This window comes from Zestomonas insulae (assembly GCF_016901015.1).
GTDB classification, from domain to species: Bacteria; Pseudomonadota; Gammaproteobacteria; order Pseudomonadales; family Pseudomonadaceae; genus Aquipseudomonas; species Aquipseudomonas insulae.
This window is the reverse complement of sequence record NZ_JAFEUP010000006.1, coordinates 442,255-464,971: the sequence shown is the minus strand read 5'-3', so window position 1 is coordinate 464,971 and position 22,717 is coordinate 442,255. Positions and strand designations below refer to the sequence as shown.

The following is a 22,717-nucleotide window of genomic DNA, read 5'->3' as shown; positions in this document are numbered from 1 at the left end:
ATCCTAGACGGCTCGCCCGGCGCCAGCGGGGCGTCCGGCATGGCGGCAGTTTGCCGGCCCCCGCTTCGGAAAGCCCATGCCATACTCCTAGGCACTTCAGCCAGGAAGATGACGCCGAGCCATGTACAAAGGATTGAAACGCGCCGTCGGCGCCCTGTTGGTCGCCGTGGGCCTCTATTGCCTGCTGGGCTTTCTGATCGTGCCGGGCGTGGCCCTGCACGTGATCAACCAGCAGCTGGCCAAGTTCGCCAAGGTGCCGGCGCATCTGGAGCGCCTGGAGTTCAACCCGTTCAGCCTGGAGCTGACCCTCTGGAACCTGCATGTCGGTGAGGGCGAGACCCCGCAGGCCGGCTTCCAGCGGCTGTACGCCGACCTGCAGCTGGACAGCCTGTGGACGCGCCGCCTGCACCTCGCCGACCTCGAGCTGGAAAAATCCCACACCGAGGTGCTGTTCGCCGAGGACGGCACGCTCAACCTCACCCAGCTGTTCGCCGTGCCGCCGAGCGAGCCGACCCCGGCCGACGCGCCGCCCAGCGAGCCCTTCCCGCTGCGCATCGACCGCATTGCACTGATCGAGGGCGGCCTGCACTTCCAGGACCTGCGCCCCAGCGAGCCGGTGGAGTTCGGCTATGACTCGCTGAACTTCGAGCTGAAGAACCTCAGCACGGTCGCCGACGACCAATCGGACATGACCCTGGTCGCCAAAGGGCCGTACGGCGGGCGCATCGACTGGAGCGGCGAAATCAGCGTGGTGCCTTTCACCTCCAAGGGCCACCTGCAGCTCAGCCACGGCAGCCTCAAGGCGTTCTGGCCCTATGTGCGCGATGTCGCCCCGCTGGCGCTCGAGAAGGGCGTGCTCAGCCTGTCCGCCGACTACCAGCTGAACCTCGCCAAGGGCACCGAGCTGCTGCTCAGCAACGTCAGCAGCAAGCTCGAGGACCTCGCCCTCAAGACCCCGGATGGTCGGCCGCTGGTCAACCTGCAGACCCTGGAGATCGGCGGCACGTCGGTCGACCTGGTCAAGCAGGAGGTGGTGGTCGGCACCATTCGCAGCCAGGGCCTGGAGACCTGGGCGGCGCGAGAGAAGGATGGCCAGCTGGACTGGCAGAAGCTGTTCGCCAATTACCAGCCGCCGAAACGCCCGGCGCCGAAGCCCGTAGCAGCACCCGCGCCCGCTGCGGACGTGTCCACACCATCTGCCGAAGCAGCGGCACCCGCCCCCGCTGCGGCCGCAACCCCGGCCCCTGCTCCGGCCCCGACGCCAGCCGAACAACCGGCTACGACCGCTGCCGCGGCACCCGACGCCACAGCCGCGCCAGCCGCCGCACCGGCTGCTGAGCCGGAGGCGCCGGCCAAGCCCTGGCAGGTGCTGCTGGTCGATACCCAATTGCGCAACTACCGCGTGCACCTCGCCGACCGCCAGCCGGCCACCCCGGTCGACCTGGAGCTCGGTCCGCTGAACCTCGACCTGCAGAACTTCGACAGCCTCAACCAGTCGCCCTTCACCCTCAAGCTCGACACCGGCCTGGGCAAGCAGGGCAAGATCGGCGCTACCGGCACGGTCAACCTGGTGCCGATCAGCGCCCAGCTCAAGGTCACCACCCAGGACATCGACCTGCGCGTGGCGCAGGCCTACATCGACCCGTTCATCCGCCTGGAACTGCGCAGCGGCCTGCTCGGCAGCGACCTCGACGTCGACCTGAAGAGCACCGAACCGCTGGCTTTCAGCGTGCGTGGCCGCGCCGTGGTCAACCAGCTGCACACCCTCGACACGCTCAAGGAGCGCGACTTCGTCAAATGGCAGACGCTGACCCTCGACGGTCTCGACTACCTGCACGACGACCGCCTGGAAATCGCCAAGGTCAGCTTCAAGCAGCCCTATGCGCGGTTCATGATCAACGAGGACCGCACCACCAACGTCAACGACCTGCTGATCCCGCAGCCCGCCTCGCCGACCGGCCACGCACAGACCGGCCAGGCCGCGGCCAAACCGGCGGCAAGCAAGCCACTGGGTATACGCATCGGCGCCATCGTCATCGACGACGGCTCGGCGAACTTCGCCGACTTTAGCCTGCGACCGAACTTCGCTACCGCCATCCAGCAGCTCAACGGGCAGATCGGCACGCTGGACAGCCGCAAGCCGCAGCCGGCCAAGGTCACCATCAAGGGCAAGGTGGACCGCTACGCGCCGGTCAGCATCCTCGGCAGCGTCAACCCGTTCGACCCGCTGGACAGCCTCGACCTGACCACCAGCTTCAAGAACGTCGAACTGACCACCCTCACCCCCTACTCCGGCAAGTTCGCCGGCTACCGCATCCGCAAGGGCCGGCTGAACCTCGACCTGCACTACCAGATCGAGAAGAAGCAGCTGAAAGCGGAGAACAAGCTGGTGGTCGAGAAGCTGCAACTCGGCGAGAAAGTCGACAGCCCGGACGCCGTCGACCTGCCGATCAAGCTCGCCGTGGCGCTGCTCAAGGACACCGAGGGCAAGATCTCCATCGAGCTGCCGGTGGAAGGCAACCTCGACGATCCGCAGTTCAGCGTCATGCCGATCGTCTGGCAGACCCTGCGCAACCTGGTGCTGCGCGCGGCGCAGGCGCCGTTCAAGTTCATCGCCGGACTGGTCGGCGGCAGCGGCGACGTCGACCTCAGCAGCGTGGCGTTCGCGCCGGGCAGCAGTGAGCTGGACAAGCCGGCGCAAGGCAATCTGGACACCCTGTCCAAGGCGCTCAAGGAACGCCCGCTGCTGCGCCTGGAAGTCGAGGGCGCCAGCGCGCAGAGCAGCGACGGCGCGCTGCTCGCCGAGCAGCGCCTGCAGCGCGAGTACCAGTCGACCTACTACAAGATCCTCCAGCGCCGCGGTGACAAGGTGCCGGCCGACGCCAAGCAGCTCGAGGTGCCGGAGGGTGAACAGCGCGTGCTGCTCGAAGGCATCTACCGCACCCGTCTGAAGCAGCAGCCGCCGGCGGAATGGAAGGAGCTCGGCAGCGACGAGCGCGAAACCAAGCTGCGCGAGGCGGTGCTGCAGTCCTGGGGGCAGAGCGAGCTGCTGTTGCGCCAGCTGGCCCAGGCCCGCGCCGCCGCGATCAAGGATTATCTGGTCGACAAGGGCGGCCTGCCCGACGAGCGCATCTACCTGATCGATGCGCGCCTCGGCGAAGCGGAAGCCGACGGCAAGGTGGTCACCGCCCTCAACCTGGACAGCGAATAAGCCCGGCTGGGCGCCCACGCGGCGCCCTCGCATGCCACGCCTGACAGGCGCACGGCCGCGGTATAGGCTGAGGCCATCGCCCCGACGGAATGCTGCCGTGAATCCTCTGCGCCTCGCCCTGCCCCTGACCCTGCTGCTCCTGCCGCTCGCCGAATCCGCCAGCGCCGCCTCCACCCTGCGCTGCGGCAGCAAGCTGGTCAGCCTCGGCGACCATGTCAGCGAAGTGCAGAGCAAGTGCGGCGCGCCGCGCACCCGCGAGTTCCGTGGCTATCGCGAAGTGACCGACGACTACGGCTATCGCCAGGAAGTCGGCGTCGAGGAATGGTCCTACGCGATGAGCGGCGGCATGCTGTATTTCCTGCGTTTCGAGGGCAACCGCCTGGCCAATATCGAGAGCAAACGCGGGAACTGATAGGCTTGCCGCATCATAGTCACGGATAGGATGCCGCCGATGAAAACCCTGCCCGTGCTCGCCCTCAGCCTGTTGCTGCCGCTCGCCGCAGCCAACGCCTCGACCCTGCGCTGCGACCACGGCATCGTCAGCGAAGGCGACCGCACTTCGGAAGTCATCAGCAAGTGCGGCAAACCCGACGACCGCAACTTCGTCGGTTACAGCGACGGCGGCGACATGCAGGTCGAGGAATGGGTCTACGGCCCACGCAGCGGCGGGATGATCTACTTCCTGCGCTTCGAAGGCGGGCGTCTCAGCGAGATCGAAAGCAAACGCGGTAACTAAGCGCTCGCCCACGCCACGGAAGGCTGCCCATGCTGATTCTCCCCGCCGAACACCCCCTCGACTGGAAGAAGCCGCCGGTCCTCACCCTGCTGCTGATCCTGCTCAACGTGCTGATCTACTTCGCCTACCAGGGTGGTGACCGCGAGCGTCAGGAGCAGGCGGTCAGGGTCTACCTCGACGGCGGCCTGCTCAACCGGGAGCGGGCGATGTTCCTCGACGACTTCAGCCAGCGCCGTGAACTGGATGCCGGCGAGCAGCGCGCCGTGGCCGGCCTGCCCCGCCAGCAACTGGCCGGGCTGGCGCTCAGCGACCTGAACTTCGAGCAGCGCGTGCACCACGACCCGGCCTATCAGGCCGATCCCGCCTGGCAGCAGGCACGCCAGCGCGCCGAGGCCGCCCGCGACCGAATCAGCGCCTACCGCTTCGGCTTCATCCCGGCCAAGTTCAGCGTGCAGGGTCTGTTCGGCGCGATGTTCCTGCACGGCGATTTCGGCCACCTGGCCGGCAACATGCTGTTCCTCTTCCTGTTCGGCTTCGCCCTGGAAATCGCCCTCGGCCGCTGGCTGTACCTCGGCCTGTACCTGGCGAGCGGCGTGGCCTCGCACCTGCTCTGGTGGGCGCTCGACCCGGTGTGGGTGACCGGCGTCGGCGCGTCCGGCGCGATCGCCGGGCTGATGGGCATGTACCTCGGCCTCTACGGCCTGCGCCGGATCAATTTCTTCTACTGGCTGGGCCCGCTGTTTGGCTACTTCCGCGCCCCTGCGCTGTGGATTCTGCCGGTGTGGATGGGCAAGGAGCTGTACGGCCTGCTCCTCGCCGACGACCACGTCAACTACTACGCGCACCTCGGCGGCATGGGCTTCGGCTTCCTCGCCGTGTGGCTGCCGCGCCAGTTCGGTCGCCTGCGCGTCGACGAGGACTACCTGCTCAAGGTCGATCCGGATGCCGGCTTCAAGCGGGAGCTGGCTGGCCTCGACCAGCTGATCGGGCGTTTCGCCCTGGACCAGGCCGCGCCGCGCGGCCTCGAGCTGCTGCAGCGCTATCCGGGGCGCCTCGAACTGCTCGAGCGCGTCTACCCGCTGGCCAAGAATCGCCAGGACAAGGCACTGCTCAGCGCCCTGCTCAAGCAGCTGTTCGGCTTGCCCGCCGCCACCAGCCAGGGGCTTCTGCAGCGCCTGGCCGCCGACAGCGCCGACAGCCCGCTGCTGCAGCACCCGGCCGTGCAGAACCACCTATTGCGCAGCCTGCTGCGCGTCGGTCAGCCGCAGGCGGCGCTGCCCAGCTGGCGGCGCCTGAGTGGCGGCGCAACGCGCAGAGAAGACTTCCCGGCGCTGACTCTGCAGTTGGCCAAGCAACTCGGTCAGCGCGACCTGGCCGCGGTCAGCGAACTGCAGCGCTTTCTCGCGCGCCACTACCCTGCCAGCCAGCAGGCCGAGCACCTGGCGCTGTATCGCCAGCATCTCAGCTCATAAAAAAACCCATCGGGGTGAGCCGATGGGTTGGGGTGGCGCAACCTGGGTTACAGGCGGCCGCTGAAGTCGCGAACTTCCTGTTCGGCGCGTTCCTTGCTCCAGCCATAGCGTTCCTGCAGCTTGCCGGCCAGGTATTCGCTGTGGCCTTCGGCGACATCCAGGTCGTCGTCGGTCAGGTCACCCCACTGGGTCTTGAGCTGGCCTTTGAGCTGCTTCCATTTGCCCTTGATGATGTCACTGTTCATGGTGTCACCTCGTCTGGGCGAGACGGTTCAGCTCTCGCCAAAGTGTGCGGAGCCTCCCTGCTCCGGGGTTACCGATCAGTCGGCGGATTTCAGGCCGTCAGCCGAAACGGCTTTGACGCCCTTGATGCTCTTGGTCTTGGCGATCGCCAGATCACGTTCCGCATCGGTGGCGACGACACCGGACAGGGCGACTACGCCTTGATTGGTCTCGACTTTGATGTCCAGCGCGCTGAGGTCTTTATCGGCGACGAAGGTGGACTTCACCTTGCTGGTGATCCAGGTATCGGAGACTGCGTCTTCCGCCTTGTCCATGGTTTCACTGGCAGCCAGCATGACCGGCTTGCCGGTGGATTCCGCAGCCATGACACCACCCGCCATGCTCAAGCTCATTACGGTGGCGGTAGTGGCAGCAAAAGCGAGTTGTTTAAAAGTCATGTTCATAAGCGAGTCACTCCTGTTTTTCTCGGGGAATCTGCGCCGTGTCCTGGCGGCAGTCTCACAGGAGTTATCGCAACAGCTGTGCCAGCTTTGCGCGATAATTAAAATCGTTAATTATCAATATCTTACAATCAAACTTTATCAGCGCCGGCCGTGCATTTTGCAAGACCGGCGCCGCGACCACCTGCATCTTGCAAGATCGCGGAGGCACCGCGCGGTCAAGATTGCGCGGCGAGCCGCGCCAGGGTCGCCTCCAGCGCCTCGACCTCGCCGAGCAGTGGCGAGTGCGGGTAACGCGCGCGGATAAACGCCAGCAACTGGCGCGCCGGCGGTACCTGGCCGAGGCCCTCGGCAAAGCCACGCGCCGCCAGCAAGTAGGCGCGCGGCACCTGCGGGTAGTCGGGGAAGCGCTGGTGCAGATTACGCAGCAGGCTCAGCGCCTCGCGGGTCTTGTGCCGGTCGAGCAGCGCCGCGGCAATCCGCTCGCAGACCAGCGCATCGTCAGGCAGGAAATCCGCCTGCAACTGCCGGGCATTGAGCAGCGCGGTGGCCGCCAGCGCCGGGTTGCTGGCCGCCACCAGCGGCAGGTAGTGGTGCAGATGGTGCAGGCAGCGCTGCCGCTCGTTGAGGCCAAACAGCAGCTGGTGGAAGCGCTCGTTCAGCTTCAAGTCGTCGGGACTGCGGTTGAGTGCGCTCTTCAGGGTTTCCAGGGCCTGCCCGCTGTGGCCTTCCTTGACGTGGATCTCCGCCTCGGCCAGCGCGCGGCGGCGCAGGTAGTCCGCCTCCGGGTAGGCGGCGCGGCCTTCCGCGTCGTCGACCACGTAGCCCAGCGCGGCCTGATACTGGAACACCGCGTAACCCATCATGGCGCACATGACCACCGCGAAGTAGCCGAACAGGAACGCCGCAACCGGCATCAGCACCACCCGCGGCAGGCCGCTGGAGAGCATGTAGGTGACCCAGCCCGGCGCCTGCCAGAGGATGAACAGAAACGCGCAGAGGATCAGGTAGCGCCAGCCCATGGCCTTGATCACCTGACCGATCTCCTCAGGGCTCAGCGCCGCGCCGAGGGTCTTGTCCAGGGCCAGGCGGATGATGCTCGCCGGCAGCGCCAGCAGCAGGCCGAGGGTCACCGCCCAGTGCAGCGCCTCGCTGTTGAAGTCGGCCGCCAGCCACAGCGCGGCAAACGCCAGGACGAACACCACCAGCTGCTTGAAGAACAGCGCGAAGCCGTCGCCGGTGAAAGCGCTGAGCAGGCTCGGCGCCTGCGGCTCGGCCTGGCTGCTGGCCTCGATGACGCTGTAGAAGTACTTGGTGGCGACGCTGAACAGGATGAACCAGAACAGCAGCGACGGCGGCAGGAACAGGCTGGCCAGCGCTAGCAGCGCGCTGATCGCCAGCGGCCCGGGCTGCAGGGCGTAGGCGAAGAACGTCGGGATACGCTCCCAGAACGGCTGTGCGGTGTTGGCCGCGCCGAGGAATTCCAGTGCGCCGTTGCACAGCGGGCACTGCGGGTGGGCGTCCGGTGCATCGGCGTTGAGTGGCACGCAACAGTCACCGTAGGGCCGCTGGCAGGGTGTACAACGCCAGGTGGCCGGTTGCGCGGGGTGGTAGTGGCAGAGCGTCTTGTCCATGCGATACGTCCTTGTAGGGCACAGCGAAGCAAGCAGGGGGCGCGATGCCCCCTGGGTTCAGACCATCAGTCGCCGATCCGCCAGCCGGAGGTGATCGGGTAGCGCCGGTCGCGGCCGAAGCCACGCTGGGTGATGCGTGGGCCGACGGCGGCCTGGCGGCGCTTGTACTCGTTGAGATCGACCAGGCGCAGCACGCGACGCACGGTGTCCTCGTCGAACCCCTCGGCAATGATCGCGTTGGCCGACAGGTCGTACTCGATGTACAGCTTGAGGATTTCGTCGAGCACCGCGTACGGCGGCAGCGAGTCCTCGTCCTTCTGGTCCGGCGCCAGCTCGGCCGACGGCGGCCGGTCGATGACCCGCTGCGGAATCACCATGCCGAGGCGGTTGCGGTATTCACAGAGGCGGAACACCAGGGTCTTGGGCACGTCCTTGAGCACGTCGAAGCCGCCGGCCATGTCGCCGTACAGGGTGGCGTAACCGACCGCCATCTCGCTCTTGTTACCGGTGGTCAGTACCAGATAGCCCTTCTTGTTGGAGATCGCCATCAGCAGCGTGCCGCGGCAGCGCGCCTGCAGGTTCTCCTCGGTGGTGTCGCGGGCCAGACCCTCGAACACCGGCGCCAGGGTGCCCAGGAATGCCTCGACCATCGGCGCGATCGGCAGCACCCGGTAGGTGACGCCGAGCGCCTTGGCCTCGGCCTCAGCATCCTCCAGGCTGATCTGCGCGGTGTAGCGGTACGGCATCATCACCGCTTCGACGCGTTCGGCACCCAGCGCATCGACGGCCACGGCCAGGGTCAGCGCCGAATCGATGCCGCCGGACAGGCCGAGCACCACACCCTTGAAGCCGTTCTTCTGCACGTAATCGCGCACGCCGACCACCAGTGCCTGGTAGACGCTCTCCTCCAACTCCGGCAGCGCCGCGCAGCTGGCCGGGCGCGGGCTGACCGCCGACGCCGCGCACTGCAGGTCGACCGGGTAGAGTCCTTCGACGAACGCCGGCGCTCGCTGGCTGACCTGGCCGGCGACGTCGATCACGCAACTGCCGCCATCGAACACCAGCTCGTCCTGGCCACCGACCTGGTTGACGTAGACGATCGGCATGCCGCCTTCGCGGGCCCGCTCGCCGAGCATTTCCTCACGCTCGCCCTGCTTGTCGCGGTGGAACGGCGAGGCGTTGAGGCTGAGCATCAGCTGCGCGCCGGCGGCCTGCGCCTGGCGCATCGGCTCGGCAAACCAGATGTCCTCGCAGATGGTCAGCGCCACCGGCACACCCTTGATGTCCAGCACGCAGGCTTCGTGGCCGGGCTCGAAGTAGCGCTTCTCGTCGAACACCCGGTAGTTGGGTAGTTTCTGCTTGTAGTAGGTCGCCAGCACTTCGCCGTCGGCAATCGCCGCGCAGGCGTTGTAGCGCACCTCGCCGTCCAGCCAGGGGTAGCCGACCACCAGGTAGATGCCGCGCACCTCGTTCTGCAGGCGCTGCAGGCCCTGCTCGATGCGCCGCTGCATGCTCGAGCGCAGCAGCAGGTCTTCCGGCGGATAGCCGCACAGCGCCAGTTCCGGGAAGACGATGACGTCGGCCTGCCACTGGTCGCGGGCGACACCGGCCGCCTCGATGATGCGCTCGACGTTGCCGTGCACATCGCCGACTCGCAGGTTCAACTGGGCCATCACGACCCGCAGGGTTTGGCTCATCGCCGCCTCCATCAATAGTTGCCCGCCCGCCTTATGGTCGGACGGCAGAGACCGCCATTGTCCCGCATCGACCCCGGCGGAAACAACGCACCGCGTGCGGTTGTGCGGCTGGGCGGGCCGGATGAGCTTGGATACACTGCGAAACTCAATAAAGAAGAGAACACCCATGGGTCGTTTGCTGTTCTGGATCGCGTTGATCGCCGTGGGCTACTGGCTCTGGCGCCGCTTCAACCGCCCTGCCCGCCCCGCCGCCAAGGCCGAGCCTGGCACCACGCCGATGGTGCGCTGCGCGCATTGCGGCGTGCATGTGCCGCAGAGTCTCGCCGTGCAGCAGGATCAGCACTGGTACTGCTCGCAGTTGCATCTGCGCCAAGGACCGCAATCCGGTGAGCGTTGACGCCCTGCCGCTCGGCAGCGAGCAAAGCCAGCGCATCCTGCGCCTGTACAACCTGTACCGGCTGATCATCGGCCTGGCGCTGGTGCTGCTGATCTCCAGCGAACTCGACGATCAACTGCTGGAAATCGCCAACACCCAGCTGTTCCGGTACGGCAGCTGGCTGTACCTGATCGTCAACCTGCTGGTGATCACCCTGATGCAGCGGCCACGGCGCCTGGCGCCGGTGTTCAGCCTGGCGCTGTTCGACGTGCTGCTGCTTGCCGGGCTGTTCTACGCCGCTGGCGGCACCCCGAGCGGACTCGGCAACCTGCTGATCGTCGCGGTGGCGATTGCCAACATCCTGCTGCGCGGGCGCATCGGCCTGCTGATCGCCGCGGTGGCGGCGATCAGCCTGATCTACCTGACCTTCTACCTGAGCCTCAGCCGCCCCGCGGCCGCCGCGCAATACGTGCAGGCCGGCGCACTCGGCGCGCTGTGCTTCGCCGCGGCGATCTTCGTCCAGGGCCTGTCGCGCCGCCTGCAGCTCAGCGAAACCCTGGCCGAGCAGCGCGCCGCCGACGTCGCCAACCTCGAGGCGCTCAACGCGCAGATTCTGCAGCGCATGCGCACCGGCATCCTGGTGCTGAACACTCAGCGCCGCGTGCTGCTGGCCAACCAGGGCGCGCAGACCCTGATCGGCGCAGACGCGCTGGCCGGCCAGGTCATCGACCCGATCGCCCCGCCGCTGGTCGAGCGCCTGGCGCAGTGGCGCGACAACCCCGCGCTGCGCCCGTCCAGCGTGCAACTGCAGGAAGGCGGCCCAGCGGTGCAGCCGAGCTTCGTGCCGCTGCAGCGCGGCGAGCAGCAGCACACCCTGGTGTTCCTCGACGACATCTCGCAGATTGCCCAGCAGGCCCAGCAACTCAAGCTCGCCGCGCTCGGCCGCCTGACCGCCGGCATCGCCCACGAGATTCGCAACCCGCTCGGCGCGATCAGCCACGCCGCGCAACTGCTGCAGGAGTCGGAAGACCTGCAGGGCCCCGATCAGCGCCTGCTGCAGATCATCCAGGATCACTCGCGACGGATGAACCTGGTGATCGAGAACGTCCTGCAGCTGTCGCGACGCCGCCAGGCCGAGCCGCAACTGCTCGACCTGAAGTACTGGCTGCACCGCTTCGCCGGCGAATTCCGCAACACCCTGCCGAATACCCAGCAGGTGCACGTGGAGACCGGTGGCGGCCTGCAAACGCGCATGGACCCCAACCAGCTGACCCAGGTGCTGACCAACCTGGTGCAGAACGGCCTGCGCTACAGCGCCCAGCGCAACCCCTACGGCCAGGTGTGGCTGCGCCTGTACCGCGACGCCAGTAGCGACCTGCCGGTACTCGAGGTGCTCGATGATGGCCCCGGGGTGCCCGCCGAGCAGGTACAACACATTTTCGAGCCGTTCTACACCACCGAGAACAAGGGCACCGGCCTGGGCCTGTATATTTCCCGCGAGCTGTGCGAAAGCAACCAGGCCCGCCTCGACTACCAACCGCGCGAAGGGGGCGGCAGCTGCTTCCGTATCATCTTCGCCCACCCTCGCAAGCTGAGCTGAGCCCATGGCCAATCGACAACGCGCCCTGATCGTCGACGACGAACCCGACATCCGCGAACTGCTGGAAATCACCCTCGGCCGCATGAAGCTGGACACGCGCAGCGCACGCAACGTCAAGGAAGCCCGCGAGTGGCTGGCGCGCGAACCGTTCGACCTTTGCCTGACCGACATGCGCCTGCCCGACGGCACCGGCCTCGAGTTGGTCCAGCACATCAGCCAGCGCCACCCGCAGGTGCCGGTGGCGATGATCACCGCCTACGGCAGCCTGGACACCGCGATCAACGCGCTCAAGGCCGGAGCGTTCGACTTCCTGACCAAGCCGGTCGACCTCGGCCGGCTGCGCGAGCTGGTCGCCACCGCGCTGCGCCTGCGCGCTCCGGACGACGCCACGCTGCCGGTCGACAGCCGCCTGCTCGGCGACTCGCCACCGATGCGCGAGCTGCGCAAGCAGATTCACAAGTTGGCGCGCAGCCAGGCGCCGGTGTACATCAGCGGCGAGTCGGGCAGCGGCAAGGAACTGGTGGCGCGGCTGATCCACGAACAGGGGCCGCGCAACGAACAGCCATTCGTGCCGGTCAACTGCGGGGCGATTCCCTCCGAGCTGATGGAAAGCGAATTCTTCGGCCACAAGAAAGGCAGCTTCACCGGCGCCATCGAAGACAAGCAGGGCCTGTTCCAGGCGGCCAATGGCGGCACGTTGTTCCTCGACGAGGTCGCCGACCTGCCGCTGGCGATGCAAGTCAAGCTGCTGCGGGCGATCCAGGAGAAGGCCATCCGCACCGTTGGCGGCCAGCAGGAGCAGGTGGTCGATGTGCGCGTGCTGTGCGCCACCCACAAGGACCTCGCCGCCGAAGTCGCCGCCGGGCGCTTCCGCCAGGACCTCTACTACCGCCTCAACGTCATCGAGTTGCGCGTGCCGCCGCTGCGCGAACGCCGCGAAGACATCCCGACCCTGGCCGAAGTGGTGCTCAAGCGCCTCGCCGAGGGCAGTGGCCTGCCCGCCGCCAAGCTGGCCGCGGACGCCCTGGAAAAGCTGAAGAACTACCGCTTCCCCGGCAACGTGCGCGAGCTGGAGAACATGCTCGAACGCGCCTACACGCTGTGCGAAGACGACCGCATCGAGGCCCACGACCTGCGTCTGGCGGACAGCGGCTGCGCCACCGAGGCCGGCGAAGCCAGCCTGGCGCAGATCGACAACCTCGAGGACTACTTGGAAGAACTCGAACGCAAGCTGATCATGCAGGCACTCGAGGAAACCCGCTGGAACCGCACCGCCGCGGCGCAGCGCCTGGGCCTGACGTTCCGCTCGATGCGCTATCGGCTGAAGAAACTGGGTATCGATTGAGCGTGCAGATCGCGCTGCAGCCTCAGGCTAGCCTGCGCGCGGTTCCTGCCGATGCCGCACTCGAATCGCTATTGCACGACTGTTGTCGCGCCTACGCATACATGGTGCCGTCGTCCCCGCGCAGGCGGGGACCCAGCTCTCACGCCCCTACCTAGCCCAAGCGTCCCGCCGGCGCATACGGCGACGGATCGATAATCGGCTCGCGCCCCAGCATCAAGTCCGCCAGCAAGCGGCAGGACGCCGGCGCCAGCACCAGACCGTTGCGATAGTGTCCGCAGTTCAGCCACAGCCCCGGATGCGCCGGCACCTCGCCAATATACGGAATACCTTCTGGCGAGCCCGGGCGCAGCCCAGCCCAATGCTTCACCACCTCGGCGTCGGCCAGCGCCGGCAATAACTCCACGGCAGAGGCCTTGAGGCTGTCCAATGCGGACTCGGTTGGCCTCTTGTCGAAGCCGGCGTGCTCCAGGGTACTGCCGACCAGAATGTGGCCATCCTTGCGCGGGATCGCATAACGCCCCTTGGCCAGCACCATGCTGGGCAGAAAATCCTCGGCGCATTTGTAGAGAATCATCTGTCCCTTTACCGGCTCGACAGGCAACTCGATACCGAGCCCGGCCAGCAGCTCGCCGCTCCACGCCCCCGCCGCAACCACCACGCGCTCGGCGCGCAGTTCCTCATCCGCCGTGCGCACGCCGACGACCCGCCCGGCTTCCTGCACGAAGCCCTGCACCGGGCAATGCTCGCGCAAGGTCACATTGGGCATGCGCAATAGCGCCTCGCGCAGCGCACGGGTCAGTCGCGGATTGCGCACATTCGCCACCCCAGCCATGTAAATGGCCCGCGAGAAGCCAGCGCCCAATCCCGGCACGGCGCCATGCACCTCGTCGATCCCCACCGCGCGCAATGGCCGCCCTTCACGCCACGCCCAGGCCAGCGCCTCAGCCTCGTCGTCGAGATCCAGCCAATACAAACCGGTGACATGCACCTCGGGATCAACGCCGGTCTCGGCCAGCAACTGCTCCGCCAACAGCGGATAGAAATCCTGCGACCAATGCGCCAACGCCGTCACCGCCGAGCTGTAGCGCCACGGATAAAGCGGCGAAACGATCCCGCCGCCGGCCCACGAGGCTTCCTCGCCAGTCCCTTGACGCTCCACCAAAGCGATTCGCAGCCCCTCCTTCGCCAGCAAGAACGCGCTCAGCAGACCGACCGCACCACCACCAACGACCAGGAAATCGATCTGCTCATCATCACTAGCCAGAGAAACCACTCTCCCCTCCAATAGATACATCGGTCACATAAGCGAACCCCATACACGACAGGGTGGTTTGACAGGCAAACCGCAGCACGTAAACAGAGGCGCGGCCAAGATGGCCCACGTAAGCAAAGGATGCTTAGACCATGCCCCTCAATCGTCCGAAGGCATTTAGCCTTATCGAGCTACTTTACACCCTGGCGTTGCTATCCCTGTTCGCATTCATGGCATTGCCAGCGTTCGGTCAGTTGATCGAAGCCAATCGAATCCAGAGCCTGTACAGCTTGCTGTACCGCCAGCTGTACCAAGCTCGCGCCAGTAGCATTCTGCACAACCGTGATATTGAGGTTTGTGGCTCCCGCGATGGTCTGGTCTGTGACGACCACTGGGAGTCCGGCTGGCTAGTACGCGACCACGACAGCGGCGAGCCGATAACCCAACACCGCCTAGCCCCCACCGACCATCTGAACTGGTCTGGAGCAACAGCCCGCATCCGTTTTCGACAAAACGGAACAGCCCCGCTGGGCAATGGCCGATTCTATCTGTGCGACCGAAAAGCAAAGGTCGTCCTGCAGATTGTGCTCAACAGGCAAGGCCGCATGCGTCGGGTGAGTGGCCTGGAGTCCACGCAGGATCCGCAGATGCGATGCTCCTGAAGTGCTCCTGAATTAACAGAAATGCCAGCCATCGCGTGTTCAACTCCGATCATCCCGACATAAGGGACAAACCGCCGGCTCCTGCCCATTATCACGCTTGCCAAATTTGAGGAGTTACAGACGGTGTGTAAACAGGGACAAACCGGGTTCACTTTGATAGAGCTAATGCTCGTCGTTGCGTTGCTGGGAATCTTTGCAGCTATTGCCGTTCCCAACCTCGCCGGGATGATTAGTACTAATCGGCTGGAAGCGGCGAGCAACGAGCTGTACAACCTCATCCAGTCTGCACGCACCCTGGCCGTGCAGAACCGCACCACCATGACAGTCTGCCTCAGCAATGGCACTTGGACCGTCAAGACCGCCTGCACCGCAACAGACTCGGCCCGTCAATTCGATAAGCCAACCAGCGTCGACATCGCCTCAACCCAAGCTTCGTTCAGCTTCCGCCCCAACGGCACTGCTTCGACGGCCGTCAGCATCATTGCTTGCCACGATGCCAAACCGGCAATGGGCTACAAGTTGACGGTACAACCCAGTGGGTTCGTCCGCGTCTGGCCGCGGGGTAAGACCGAACTCAGTGCTGCTCTGAGTTCATGCACCCCATGAGGACCGGAATGAAAAACAACCATGGCTTCAGCCTAATCGAAGTTCTCATCACGCTTCTGCTGGTCTGCATTGGCGTCCTGGGAATGGTTGCCCTGCAAAGCCGCACAATCCAGTACACCCAGGACTCGGTACAGAGGAATACAGCGGCCGCAATCGCCAATGATCTGGTCGAGCTGATGCGCGCCAATCCGGCCGGCCTGCCTGTCAACTCAGGTTTCTACAAAGCTGCAGGGAGTGCGTTCCCCGCCCTACCGGCGGCGGGTTGTGCCGACACCACTAAAGTCGCCTCTGAACAGCTGGCCTGCTGGGCGCAAAAGGCCGGCCGGCTCCTCCCCGGCGCAAGCTCGCTGCTCACCAGCGATTTCTATGTTTGCCGCTCACAAAATGCCGGTGTTTGTGCCACCACAGGCTCTGCAGTGGAAATCCAGATTGCTTGGACGGTTAAGGCAGGGGAATGCATGGACAGCACTAACGCAAACAACAGTACGAGTACGACCTGCCGCTATCGGCTGCGCACGGAAATCTAGGACGCCCCCTATGCTCACCCCCAAATATCAGAGTGGCCTTTCACTCATTGAGATGATGATTGCGCTGGTAATCAGCAGCTTTCTGATCATTGGAGTGACCCAGATCTACATCGACAACAAGCGAAGCTATGCCTTCCAACAGAGCCAGGCCGAAAACCAGGAAGGAAGCCGCTTCGTTCAGCTTTTCCTGCAGGACGAGTTGACCAAGGCCGGGTATCGGCGACGCCCCGATGAGCCATTCGAAAGCGCATTTCCGGCAGACACCACGCAGGGATGCGGCTTCAACGCCGGGGAAACGATCAAGCGACTGAGCGGCAGCTCTATTTGCCTTCGCTACCAGCCGCGTGATGGCACCGATCGCAATTGCGAAGGCAATACAGTCGGCAGCGCGGCGAGCGTTCAGAACCCATACACCAAGCCTTCAGCCAACATTGTCGAGAAAATCGAACTCGACACTACCAAGGGCGAAATCACCTGCAATGGCAGCTCGCTGGTTAGCGGTGCCGCTGACTTGCGCTTCGAATTTGGGGTCGGCAGTGCTGTCGCGCCACAAACTATTGCCAAGTACATAAAAGTGGCCCCTGCGAGTACCGAACCGATCCTGACAGTGCGTTACACCGTCCTGATGCGCGCTAGCGGCAAGAGCCAGCGCGATGCGGTGACGGTCGATACCGCGCTGCAGAACTGGACGAATCTGACCGGGGCCACCACTGCAGAAGTCGCAGCGTTGAAGGCAGCAGATAGCGGCCAGCTGTATCAGGTTTCGCAGGGAACCGTAATGCTTAGGAATCGCATGCCATGAACAAGAACTTAGTCAAGTCGGCAGGCTCGTCGCCCCAAACACAGAGGGGCGCTTCCTTGCTCATCGCCCTGGTCATCTTGCTTGTGGTAACGGTGCTCGCGTTGTCCAGCGCCCGTGAAACCACCTTGGAGTCACGTATTACCGGCAACTTGGTAGAACAACAGAAGCTGATCAATGCCGCCGAATCCGGGCTGCGCGATGGCGAACTAGGCATGACCGCCCGCATACGCCCTCTTGAGCCAACCGATGACTGCGCAACCGCCAGCGCAGGCACAGTACCGGCCCCCTGCCTCCTCAAGTTAGCGAGTACCGGCTACAGCTACGCGATGCTGTTCTCTACCGCCGGCAAGAGCCGCCCGTACTACCCCAAAGATGCCACAACGCCTGAAACCAACTTTGCCATTGCCTGGTACGGCTTGCCCGCACCCAGCGGCGGAGAGTCCGGAGAAGCGGAGAACCCGGAGTACGGCAACATGCTGAACCAAACAGGGATATTCCGTTACGAGATCAACAGCCAGGCAGCCAACAACGTCACAGGCAATGCCGACGCTATCCGCTCGACCACCGCAAAACTATTCGATAACGGGAACTGACTATGAAGACCCGCGGCTTTTACCCGAAATCCGCCCTCAGCCTGCTGACCTTCAGCTTCCTGCTGAGCGGCGTGCAACAAGCTCAAGCCACGCTTCTGAACATTAGTCAGTCCCCGTTGATTCTTTCTGAAAGTGTTGCTCCGAACCTGATCTTGACCCTGGACGACTCCGGAAGCATGGAGAACGCCTACGCGCCCGACTCGATCAACGGCCAGAGTGCGACCCGTCGTGCCAAGTCGGCGCATTTCAACCCGCTCTATTACGACCCGACGGCCACTTATCAGGTGCCGCTCAAGATCGACAGCAACGGCAGCAAAGCGACCACTCAATACAGCACCAGCTTTACCGTTGCTTACCACAACGGGACCACCACAGCTAACGGCTCACTTGACCTAAGTACCGCCTACAGACCAACTTGGACCTATGACCCGACTTCAAGCACGCCGACGTACGCCAATAACCCGGCAGCAGACTTCGTCCAATTTAATAATGGCGGAGTGGTCTTAAGCCTGACCAATGGCAGCACGTCGGCAAACCAAACCACTAATGGGGTCACCTACAAAGTTACACGAGTCAGCAACAGTGAATGCCAAGCCACCATTTCAAACCCCGTCGGCCTGCAGAACGTTACTTGCAGTAGGAATAGCTCGACCTATACAGTCATAGCCAACGACAGGACACAACGAGGTGTTCCAGCTTACTACTATGCGTTCGACACAAGCCTGACGAACTGCACAACCGTCGTAGCTAATAGAGACTCCGATGACAACTGTTATCGGCTAGTTAACGTAAGTAGCACTTCAGGCGTGATCCGTGCTGACGACACCGCCTCAGGCAGAGACGAACGCCAGAACTTCGCCATCTGGTATTCGTTCTATCGCAACCGTGCACTAGCCACCCTGACCGCTGCCAACCTGTCATTCAACGGACTGCCAGAGCAAGTTCGCCTGACGTGGCAGCTGTTGAATAGGGACGGCTGTAAGACCCTGAATACCAGCGGCTGCGGCACCAACTACTTGCGCGAGTTTTCGGGCAAGCATCGTGGCAACTTCTTCAACTGGCTCACTGGCATCGGTTTTGGAGATAGCACGCCACTACGTGCCGCCATGGACCGCGCGGGCAAATTCCTGCAGAACCAAAACAACCAAAGCAGCATCGCTTGGGCCAAAACTCCGAACCCCTTCAATGCCGACGGCTCGCTAGGAACCACGATAACAACACCGGTATACGCTTGCCGACCCAGCTACCACATCATGATGACCGACGGGCTGTGGAGAGACGGCGATTCCTTTACTAGCACCAACGCAGACAACACTGCGATTACCAGCCTGCCCGACGGGAAGAGCTACTCACCACGCACACCTTACTTGGGCGCCACGCAGGACACGCTTGCCGATTTGGCGTTCAAGTATTGGGCAACCGACGCATCCAGCGGTACCAGCGGAATAGCGAACAACCTCAAGCCCCTGATTCTCGCCCCCAACAGCGCTAACCCTGATGCAGAGTACTGGGACCCGCGAAACGATCCTGCAACCTGGCAGCACCTGGTCAACTACACCATTGGCCTGGGGCTGAACAGCATGCTGACCAACCCGGACATTCCGTGGACCGGAGATACTTTTGGCGGTGCCGGCTATACCGCGCTAACGCGCGCCACCAACCCGGTTGCCTGGCCGGTTCCAGCTGACAACAGCGTCAACAACGTATACGACCTCTGGCATGCAGCACTCAATTCCCGTGGTGAGTTCTTCAGCGCCGACAGCCCGGACAAGGTCGTCGATGCATTTCGCAACATCATCAACCGCATTACCAACCGCACCACCTCAGCCAGTGCGCCTGGGGTAACTGCATCAATCATCGAAGACCAAATCACCCGAGAGGTCTACGAGACGCAGTTCAACAGCGCCAACTGGAGCGGCAATCTCATCAAGTACAGAGTTGATGCACAAAGCGCCCGCACTCAAGCTTGGGATGTCACCACGCGCATTGCTCGCCAGAGCGCAAGCAGCCGCAACATCAAGATGTTCAGCAGCACAAACTCCAACAAATTGCAGGACTTCAGCTGGACCAACCTCAGCAGCACGCAGCAAGCGCTGCTGAATCAGGACTTCGACAGCACGTCTGGCATTGCGACAGATAGCAAAGGGCAAAGTCGAGTCAGCTATCTTCGTGGCGATCAAACAAACGAAGGCGGTATCACCGGCACTTTCCGGGAGCGCAGCACTGTTCTTGGCGACATCATCAACTCAGCCCCCGTAGTAGTTGGCACACCCAAGTATCTCGCCTACCTGGCGGATGCCATTGAAGGTACGAGCAAGTACACGGCATTTCGCGCGGCCAATCGGACAGAACTGCAAGGTAGCGAAACGCAAGCTCCGCGCCGGCCTGTTGTGTATGTCGGCGCAAACGACGGCATGCTTCATGGATTCGATGCCAATACTGGCGATGAAGTATTCGCGTTCATTCCCAGTGCAGTAATCCCGAACCTTTACAAGCTGAGTGCGCAAAAATACAAGGGAGGCACCGGTGCACAACACCAGTTCTATGTCGACGGCAGCCCGATCGTGGCCGATGTCTACTACGACGATAACTGGCATACGGTGCTGATTGGGACCCTGCGTTCCGGTGGGCGCTCCATGTTCGCTCTGGACATCACCAACCCCGACGATATCAAGCTGCTCTGGGAACGCACTTTTGACGACCGCGCAGCGGGAAACAGCGATAACCTGAACGAACTCGGCTACACCTTCCCTCAACCCACCATTGCTCGCCTGCATACCGGAAAATGGGCAGTCGTTACCGGCAACGGTTATGGCAATCAGTCCGATGTCACTGCCGATAAAGCCGCATTGCTCATTCTCGACGTCAAAACCGGCACCTTGGTCAAGAAGCTGACAGTGACTGGCGACACCAGCAAGGCAAACGGCCTATCCACCGTCAAACTGGCCGACAACAACAGCGACGGTGTTGCTGACTATGCCTACGCTGGCGACCTGCAAGGCAACATGTGGCGATTTGACCTAGTTCCATCGAGTGTTCGTGACAGCACTGCTGTCGATCCGTTCAAACGCTACAACGCAGTCGCCAACCCAACCGGCATCCAGGACTCAGCGACCAACGCCGACACCTTCGCAGTAGCCTATGGCGGCAAACCGCTATTCACTGCTCTGGATGATCGGACCACCGGAGCGGAGGCTCAGGCGATCATGGCCCCTCCCTCACTGGTACGACACCCTACGACTCAGGGCTATCTCGTAATTTTTGGTACCGGCAAGTATTTCGAGACGAGCGACGGAAACGTCAATACCACTCGCGCCATGAGCCTGTATGGCATCTGGGACCGAAAAACGAAAGCCCAGACGACCATCGCCCCAAATCCGACCCGCACACGTAGCGACCTAGTTACCCAAACGATCGACGAACAACCGACCACCAATCCTTTCGCGGCCAACTCCAATGTCCAAGGGATTCGCCTGCTCAGCCAGAACTCCATCCAGTGGTACAAGACAGGTACTACGGACCCCAGCAACGATAGCAACGTGAACAAATGGGGCTGGTTGCTCGACTTCAAGGTTGGAACGACTCGCTCCGGGGAGATGATGATTAGCCCGATGTCTAGCCGCGGCCAAGTCCTGCTTCTTAATACCCTGACACCTAACGCAGACCCCTGCGCTGGCGGAGTTGACTCTTGGCTGTATGGTATTGACCCCTTCACTGGTGGTCGCACCAACTTCAACGTGTTCGACCTCGACAACAGCAGAACCATCGACAGTGGTGACTCCGTCCGCCGTAACAATATCGACACGGTAGTATCCAGCTACAAGAAGCCAGGCTCCGGAGGCTTCACTACCAACAACGGAGAAATCTTCACCGCGCCGGGCCTTGGCGGCGGGATGATGTACAACGCCGGGCCGACTTCCAGCGGCCGGCAGAGCTGGCGTGTTATTCCGAAGGATGCTCAATAATGCGAACACCGTTTGAAGCTCGAGGCTTCACCCTCATCGAAATGATGATTGTTGTGGCGATCGTCGGCATCCTCGCCGCCATTGCTTACCCCAATTACATGGAATACATCCAGCGCAGCAACCGCGCAGAAGGACAGGCTCTTCTTAACGATGCAGCAGCCCGGCAAGAACGGTTCTTTGCTCAGAACAACGCATACGTCACTGCCCAAGCCAACATCGCCAACTTGAATATGCGCAACACCGTTGGCACTACTGTGACCTCTGATACTGGTAAGTACACACTGGGTGTAGCAGGTGGCAATGGCGGCTACACGTTGACAGCTACCCAGAAATTCAACGACACCGCCTGCGGAAATCTCACCCTCACTGCGCAAGGAGTGAAAGGTAGAACGGGTAGCGGTAAAACCGTCGAGGCATGCTGGAGATAACCGAGAAAACAAAAAGGCCCGAGTATTCGGGCCTTTTTGCTTGTAGCGTGGCGCCGTGAGCTAAATCGCCTTTACCCGCAGCTCTTTCGGCATCGAGAAGGTCACATTCTCCGGCCGACCATCCAGCTCCTCCGCGCCAACGGCGCCCCACTCCCGCAGCTGCTCGACCACGCCGCGCACCAGTACCTCCGGCGCCGAAGCGCCCGCGGTGATACCAACGCGTGTGGCGGCGGCGAACCAGTCGCGCTGCAGGTCTTCGGCGCCATCGATCAGGTAGGCCGGTGTGCCAATGCGCTCGGCCAGCTCGCGTAGGCGGTTGGAGTTGGAGCTATTCGGACTGCCGACCACCAGCACCAGGTCGCACTCGCTGGCCAACTGTTTCACCGCGTCCTGACGATTCTGCGTGGCATAGCAGATGTCGTCCTTGCGCGGGCCGCCGATGTTGGGGAACTTGGCGCGCAGGGCGTCGATCACCCGACTGGTGTCATCCATGGACAAGGTGGTCTGAGTGACGAACGCCAGCGCATCGGCATTGCGCACCTGCAACTGGGCTACGTCCGCCTCGTCCTCGACCAGGTAGATCGCTCCGCCATTACGAGTGTCGTACTGGCCCATGGTGCCCTCGACTTCGGGGTGCCCTTCGTGGCCAATCAGGATGCACTCGCGACCGTCGCGGCTGTAACGAGCGACTTCCATGTGCACCTTGGTCACCAGCGGGCAGGTCGCATCGAATACCTTCAGGCCGCGTCGGTCGGCCTCCTGGCGCACGGTCTGGGATACCCCGTGGGCGCTGAAGATGACGATGACGTTGTCCGGCACCTGATCGAGTTCTTCAACGAACACCGCGCCGCGCGCGCGCAGGTCTTCGACCACGAACTTGTTGTGCACCACTTCATGGCGCACATAGATCGGCGGACCGAACACCTCGAGAGCGCGGTTGACGATCTCGATGGCGCGATCGACTCCGGCGCAGAAACCACGGGGATTGGCGAGTTTGATTTGCATACTGGCGGATCTCGGCGCGCGAAAACTGATGAAAGTGTACTGCGGGAGCGACTGGCAGTGCGCGCTGTCGTCGCCGACGCCTTCTCAGACGGGCAATCCACATGCGCCCCCGGCCAACGTCAG

The 22,717-nt window shown here is 63.3% G+C and carries 20 protein-coding genes; 14 read left to right on the top strand and 6 right to left on the bottom strand.

Annotated features, from left to right (window positions below; genetic code table 11):
* Window positions 1-121 precede the first annotated feature (121 nt).
* The 4 genes from JQX08_RS20560 to JQX08_RS20545 all read left to right on the top strand — a co-directional run bounded on the left by JQX08_RS20560 (window position 122) and on the right by JQX08_RS20545 (window position 5,419).
* The gene (locus JQX08_RS20560) at window positions 122-3,211 is read left to right on the top strand and encodes a DUF748 domain-containing protein (protein ID WP_205350286.1); all 3,090 of its coding nucleotides are present in this window, start codon (window positions 122-124) and stop codon (window positions 3,209-3,211) included.
* A gap of 97 nt (window positions 3,212-3,308) precedes the next feature.
* Window positions 3,309-3,623, top strand: a complete 315-nt coding sequence (locus JQX08_RS20555) for a DUF2845 domain-containing protein (RefSeq protein ID WP_430472555.1) — start codon at window positions 3,309-3,311, stop codon at window positions 3,621-3,623.
* 39 nt (window positions 3,624-3,662) lie between these two features.
* Window positions 3,663-3,947, top strand: coding sequence for a DUF2845 domain-containing protein (locus JQX08_RS20550; protein WP_205350284.1), 285 nt, complete (start codon window positions 3,663-3,665; stop codon window positions 3,945-3,947).
* Window positions 3,948-3,976: 29 nt separating this feature from the next.
* Window positions 3,977-5,419: a rhomboid family intramembrane serine protease gene (locus tag JQX08_RS20545; protein ID WP_205350283.1), complete on the top strand. Its 1,443-nt coding sequence runs from the start codon at window positions 3,977-3,979 to the stop codon at window positions 5,417-5,419.
* 47 nt (window positions 5,420-5,466) lie between these two features.
* Here the strand turns inward: JQX08_RS20545 and JQX08_RS20540 are convergent, their stop codons facing one another.
* The 4 genes from JQX08_RS20540 to JQX08_RS20525 all read right to left on the bottom strand — a co-directional run bounded on the left by JQX08_RS20540 (window position 5,467) and on the right by JQX08_RS20525 (window position 9,433).
* Entirely contained in the window at window positions 5,467-5,664 is a 198-nt protein-coding gene (locus tag JQX08_RS20540; RefSeq protein WP_205350282.1) for a CsbD family protein, read from the bottom strand.
* Between the two features lie 75 nt (window positions 5,665-5,739).
* Window positions 5,740-6,099: a BON domain-containing protein gene (locus tag JQX08_RS20535; RefSeq protein ID WP_205350333.1), complete on the bottom strand. Its 360-nt coding sequence runs from the start codon at window positions 6,097-6,099 to the stop codon at window positions 5,740-5,742.
* A 221-nt stretch (window positions 6,100-6,320) separates the two neighbouring features.
* Entirely contained in the window at window positions 6,321-7,736 is a 1,416-nt protein-coding gene (locus JQX08_RS20530; RefSeq protein WP_205350281.1) for a hypothetical protein, read from the bottom strand.
* Between the two features lie 65 nt (window positions 7,737-7,801).
* Entirely contained in the window at window positions 7,802-9,433 is a 1,632-nt protein-coding gene (locus JQX08_RS20525) for an NAD+ synthase (protein WP_205350280.1), read from the bottom strand.
* 166 nt (window positions 9,434-9,599) lie between these two features.
* Between JQX08_RS20525 and JQX08_RS20520 the strand changes: the two genes are divergently transcribed.
* Genes JQX08_RS20520 through JQX08_RS20510 form a run of 3 tightly spaced genes read left to right on the top strand, consistent with a single transcriptional unit; the run spans window position 9,600 to window position 12,754 of the window.
* Entirely contained in the window at window positions 9,600-9,830 is a 231-nt protein-coding gene (locus tag JQX08_RS20520) for a PP0621 family protein (RefSeq protein ID WP_205350279.1), read from the top strand.
* On the top strand, window positions 9,820-11,409 hold the full coding sequence (locus JQX08_RS20515) for a sensor histidine kinase (protein WP_346727625.1): 1,590 nt from the start codon (window positions 9,820-9,822) through the stop codon (window positions 11,407-11,409). The genes JQX08_RS20520 and JQX08_RS20515 overlap by 11 nt, the downstream gene beginning before the upstream one ends.
* Window positions 11,410-11,413: 4 nt before the next feature.
* Window positions 11,414-12,754 carry a sigma-54-dependent transcriptional regulator gene (locus JQX08_RS20510; protein WP_205350277.1) on the top strand — a complete coding sequence of 447 codons (1,341 nt, stop codon included), beginning with the start codon at window positions 11,414-11,416 and terminating at the stop codon, window positions 12,752-12,754.
* A gap of 151 nt (window positions 12,755-12,905) precedes the next feature.
* On the opposite strand, the gene thiO is transcribed toward JQX08_RS20510, so the two are convergent.
* Window positions 12,906-14,048 (bottom strand): glycine oxidase ThiO, encoded by a 1,143-nt coding sequence (gene thiO, locus JQX08_RS20505; RefSeq protein ID WP_205350276.1) that lies wholly within the window; start codon window positions 14,046-14,048, stop codon window positions 12,906-12,908.
* Window positions 14,049-14,158: 110 nt separating this feature from the next.
* Between thiO and JQX08_RS20500 the strand changes: the two genes are divergently transcribed.
* The 7 genes from JQX08_RS20500 to JQX08_RS20470 all read left to right on the top strand — a co-directional run bounded on the left by JQX08_RS20500 (window position 14,159) and on the right by JQX08_RS20470 (window position 21,589).
* Complete coding sequence (locus JQX08_RS20500) at window positions 14,159-14,668, top strand: GspH/FimT family pseudopilin (protein WP_205350275.1); 510 nt, start codon at window positions 14,159-14,161, stop codon at window positions 14,666-14,668.
* A 123-nt stretch (window positions 14,669-14,791) separates the two neighbouring features.
* Window positions 14,792-15,274 carry a GspH/FimT family pseudopilin gene (locus tag JQX08_RS20495; protein WP_346727623.1) on the top strand — a complete coding sequence of 161 codons (483 nt, stop codon included), beginning with the start codon at window positions 14,792-14,794 and terminating at the stop codon, window positions 15,272-15,274.
* 8 nt (window positions 15,275-15,282) lie between these two features.
* Window positions 15,283-15,801 (top strand): type IV pilus modification protein PilV, encoded by a 519-nt coding sequence (gene pilV / locus JQX08_RS20490; RefSeq protein ID WP_205350274.1) that lies wholly within the window; start codon window positions 15,283-15,285, stop codon window positions 15,799-15,801.
* Window positions 15,802-15,811: 10 nt separating this feature from the next.
* Window positions 15,812-16,603: a PilW family protein gene (locus JQX08_RS20485; RefSeq protein WP_205350273.1), complete on the top strand. Its 792-nt coding sequence runs from the start codon at window positions 15,812-15,814 to the stop codon at window positions 16,601-16,603.
* Window positions 16,600-17,196 carry a pilus assembly PilX family protein gene (locus JQX08_RS20480; RefSeq protein WP_205350272.1) on the top strand — a complete coding sequence of 199 codons (597 nt, stop codon included), beginning with the start codon at window positions 16,600-16,602 and terminating at the stop codon, window positions 17,194-17,196. Before JQX08_RS20485 ends, JQX08_RS20480 begins: the two co-directional genes overlap by 4 nt.
* A 2-nt stretch (window positions 17,197-17,198) precedes the next feature.
* Window positions 17,199-21,161, top strand: a complete 3,963-nt coding sequence (locus JQX08_RS20475; protein WP_239482269.1) for a pilus assembly protein — start codon at window positions 17,199-17,201, stop codon at window positions 21,159-21,161.
* Window positions 21,161-21,589, top strand: coding sequence for a type IV pilin protein (locus tag JQX08_RS20470; protein WP_205350271.1), 429 nt, complete (start codon window positions 21,161-21,163; stop codon window positions 21,587-21,589). Before JQX08_RS20475 ends, JQX08_RS20470 begins: the two co-directional genes overlap by 1 nt.
* 60 nt (window positions 21,590-21,649) lie before the next feature.
* Here JQX08_RS20470 and ispH read toward each other — a convergent pair whose 3' ends face one another.
* Complete coding sequence (ispH, locus tag JQX08_RS20465) at window positions 21,650-22,594, bottom strand: 4-hydroxy-3-methylbut-2-enyl diphosphate reductase (protein WP_205350270.1); 945 nt, start codon at window positions 22,592-22,594, stop codon at window positions 21,650-21,652.
* Window positions 22,595-22,717: the final 123 nt, after the last annotated feature.

Excerpts from the sequence above, each read along its gene's own strand:
- ispH (WP_205350270.1), bottom strand. The coding sequence starts at position 22,594 with ATGCAAATCAAACTCGCCAATCCCCGTGGTTTCTGCGCCGGAGTCGAT.
- pilV (WP_205350274.1), top strand. The coding sequence starts at position 15,283 with ATGAAAAACAACCATGGCTTCAGCCTAATCGAAGTTCTCATCACGCTT.
- JQX08_RS20540 (WP_205350282.1), bottom strand. The coding sequence starts at position 5,664 with ATGAACAGTGACATCATCAAGGGCAAATGGAAGCAGCTCAAAGGCCAG.
- JQX08_RS20480 (WP_205350272.1), top strand. The coding sequence starts at position 16,600 with ATGAACAAGAACTTAGTCAAGTCGGCAGGCTCGTCGCCCCAAACACAG.
- JQX08_RS20560 (WP_205350286.1), top strand. The coding sequence starts at position 122 with ATGTACAAAGGATTGAAACGCGCCGTCGGCGCCCTGTTGGTCGCCGTG.
- JQX08_RS20520 (WP_205350279.1), top strand. The coding sequence starts at position 9,600 with ATGGGTCGTTTGCTGTTCTGGATCGCGTTGATCGCCGTGGGCTACTGG.
- JQX08_RS20470 (WP_205350271.1), top strand. The coding sequence starts at position 21,161 with ATGCGAACACCGTTTGAAGCTCGAGGCTTCACCCTCATCGAAATGATG.
- JQX08_RS20500 (WP_205350275.1), top strand. The coding sequence starts at position 14,159 with ATGCCCCTCAATCGTCCGAAGGCATTTAGCCTTATCGAGCTACTTTAC.
- JQX08_RS20550 (WP_205350284.1), top strand. The coding sequence starts at position 3,663 with ATGAAAACCCTGCCCGTGCTCGCCCTCAGCCTGTTGCTGCCGCTCGCC.
- JQX08_RS20475 (WP_239482269.1), top strand. The coding sequence starts at position 17,199 with ATGAAGACCCGCGGCTTTTACCCGAAATCCGCCCTCAGCCTGCTGACC.
- JQX08_RS20485 (WP_205350273.1), top strand. The coding sequence starts at position 15,812 with ATGCTCACCCCCAAATATCAGAGTGGCCTTTCACTCATTGAGATGATG.
- JQX08_RS20525 (WP_205350280.1), bottom strand. The coding sequence starts at position 9,433 with ATGAGCCAAACCCTGCGGGTCGTGATGGCCCAGTTGAACCTGCGAGTC.
- JQX08_RS20530 (WP_205350281.1), bottom strand. The coding sequence starts at position 7,736 with ATGGACAAGACGCTCTGCCACTACCACCCCGCGCAACCGGCCACCTGG.
- JQX08_RS20545 (WP_205350283.1), top strand. The coding sequence starts at position 3,977 with ATGCTGATTCTCCCCGCCGAACACCCCCTCGACTGGAAGAAGCCGCCG.
- JQX08_RS20535 (WP_205350333.1), bottom strand. The coding sequence starts at position 6,099 with ATGACTTTTAAACAACTCGCTTTTGCTGCCACTACCGCCACCGTAATG.
- thiO (WP_205350276.1), bottom strand. The coding sequence starts at position 14,048 with ATGTATCTATTGGAGGGGAGAGTGGTTTCTCTGGCTAGTGATGATGAG.
- JQX08_RS20510 (WP_205350277.1), top strand. The coding sequence starts at position 11,414 with ATGGCCAATCGACAACGCGCCCTGATCGTCGACGACGAACCCGACATC.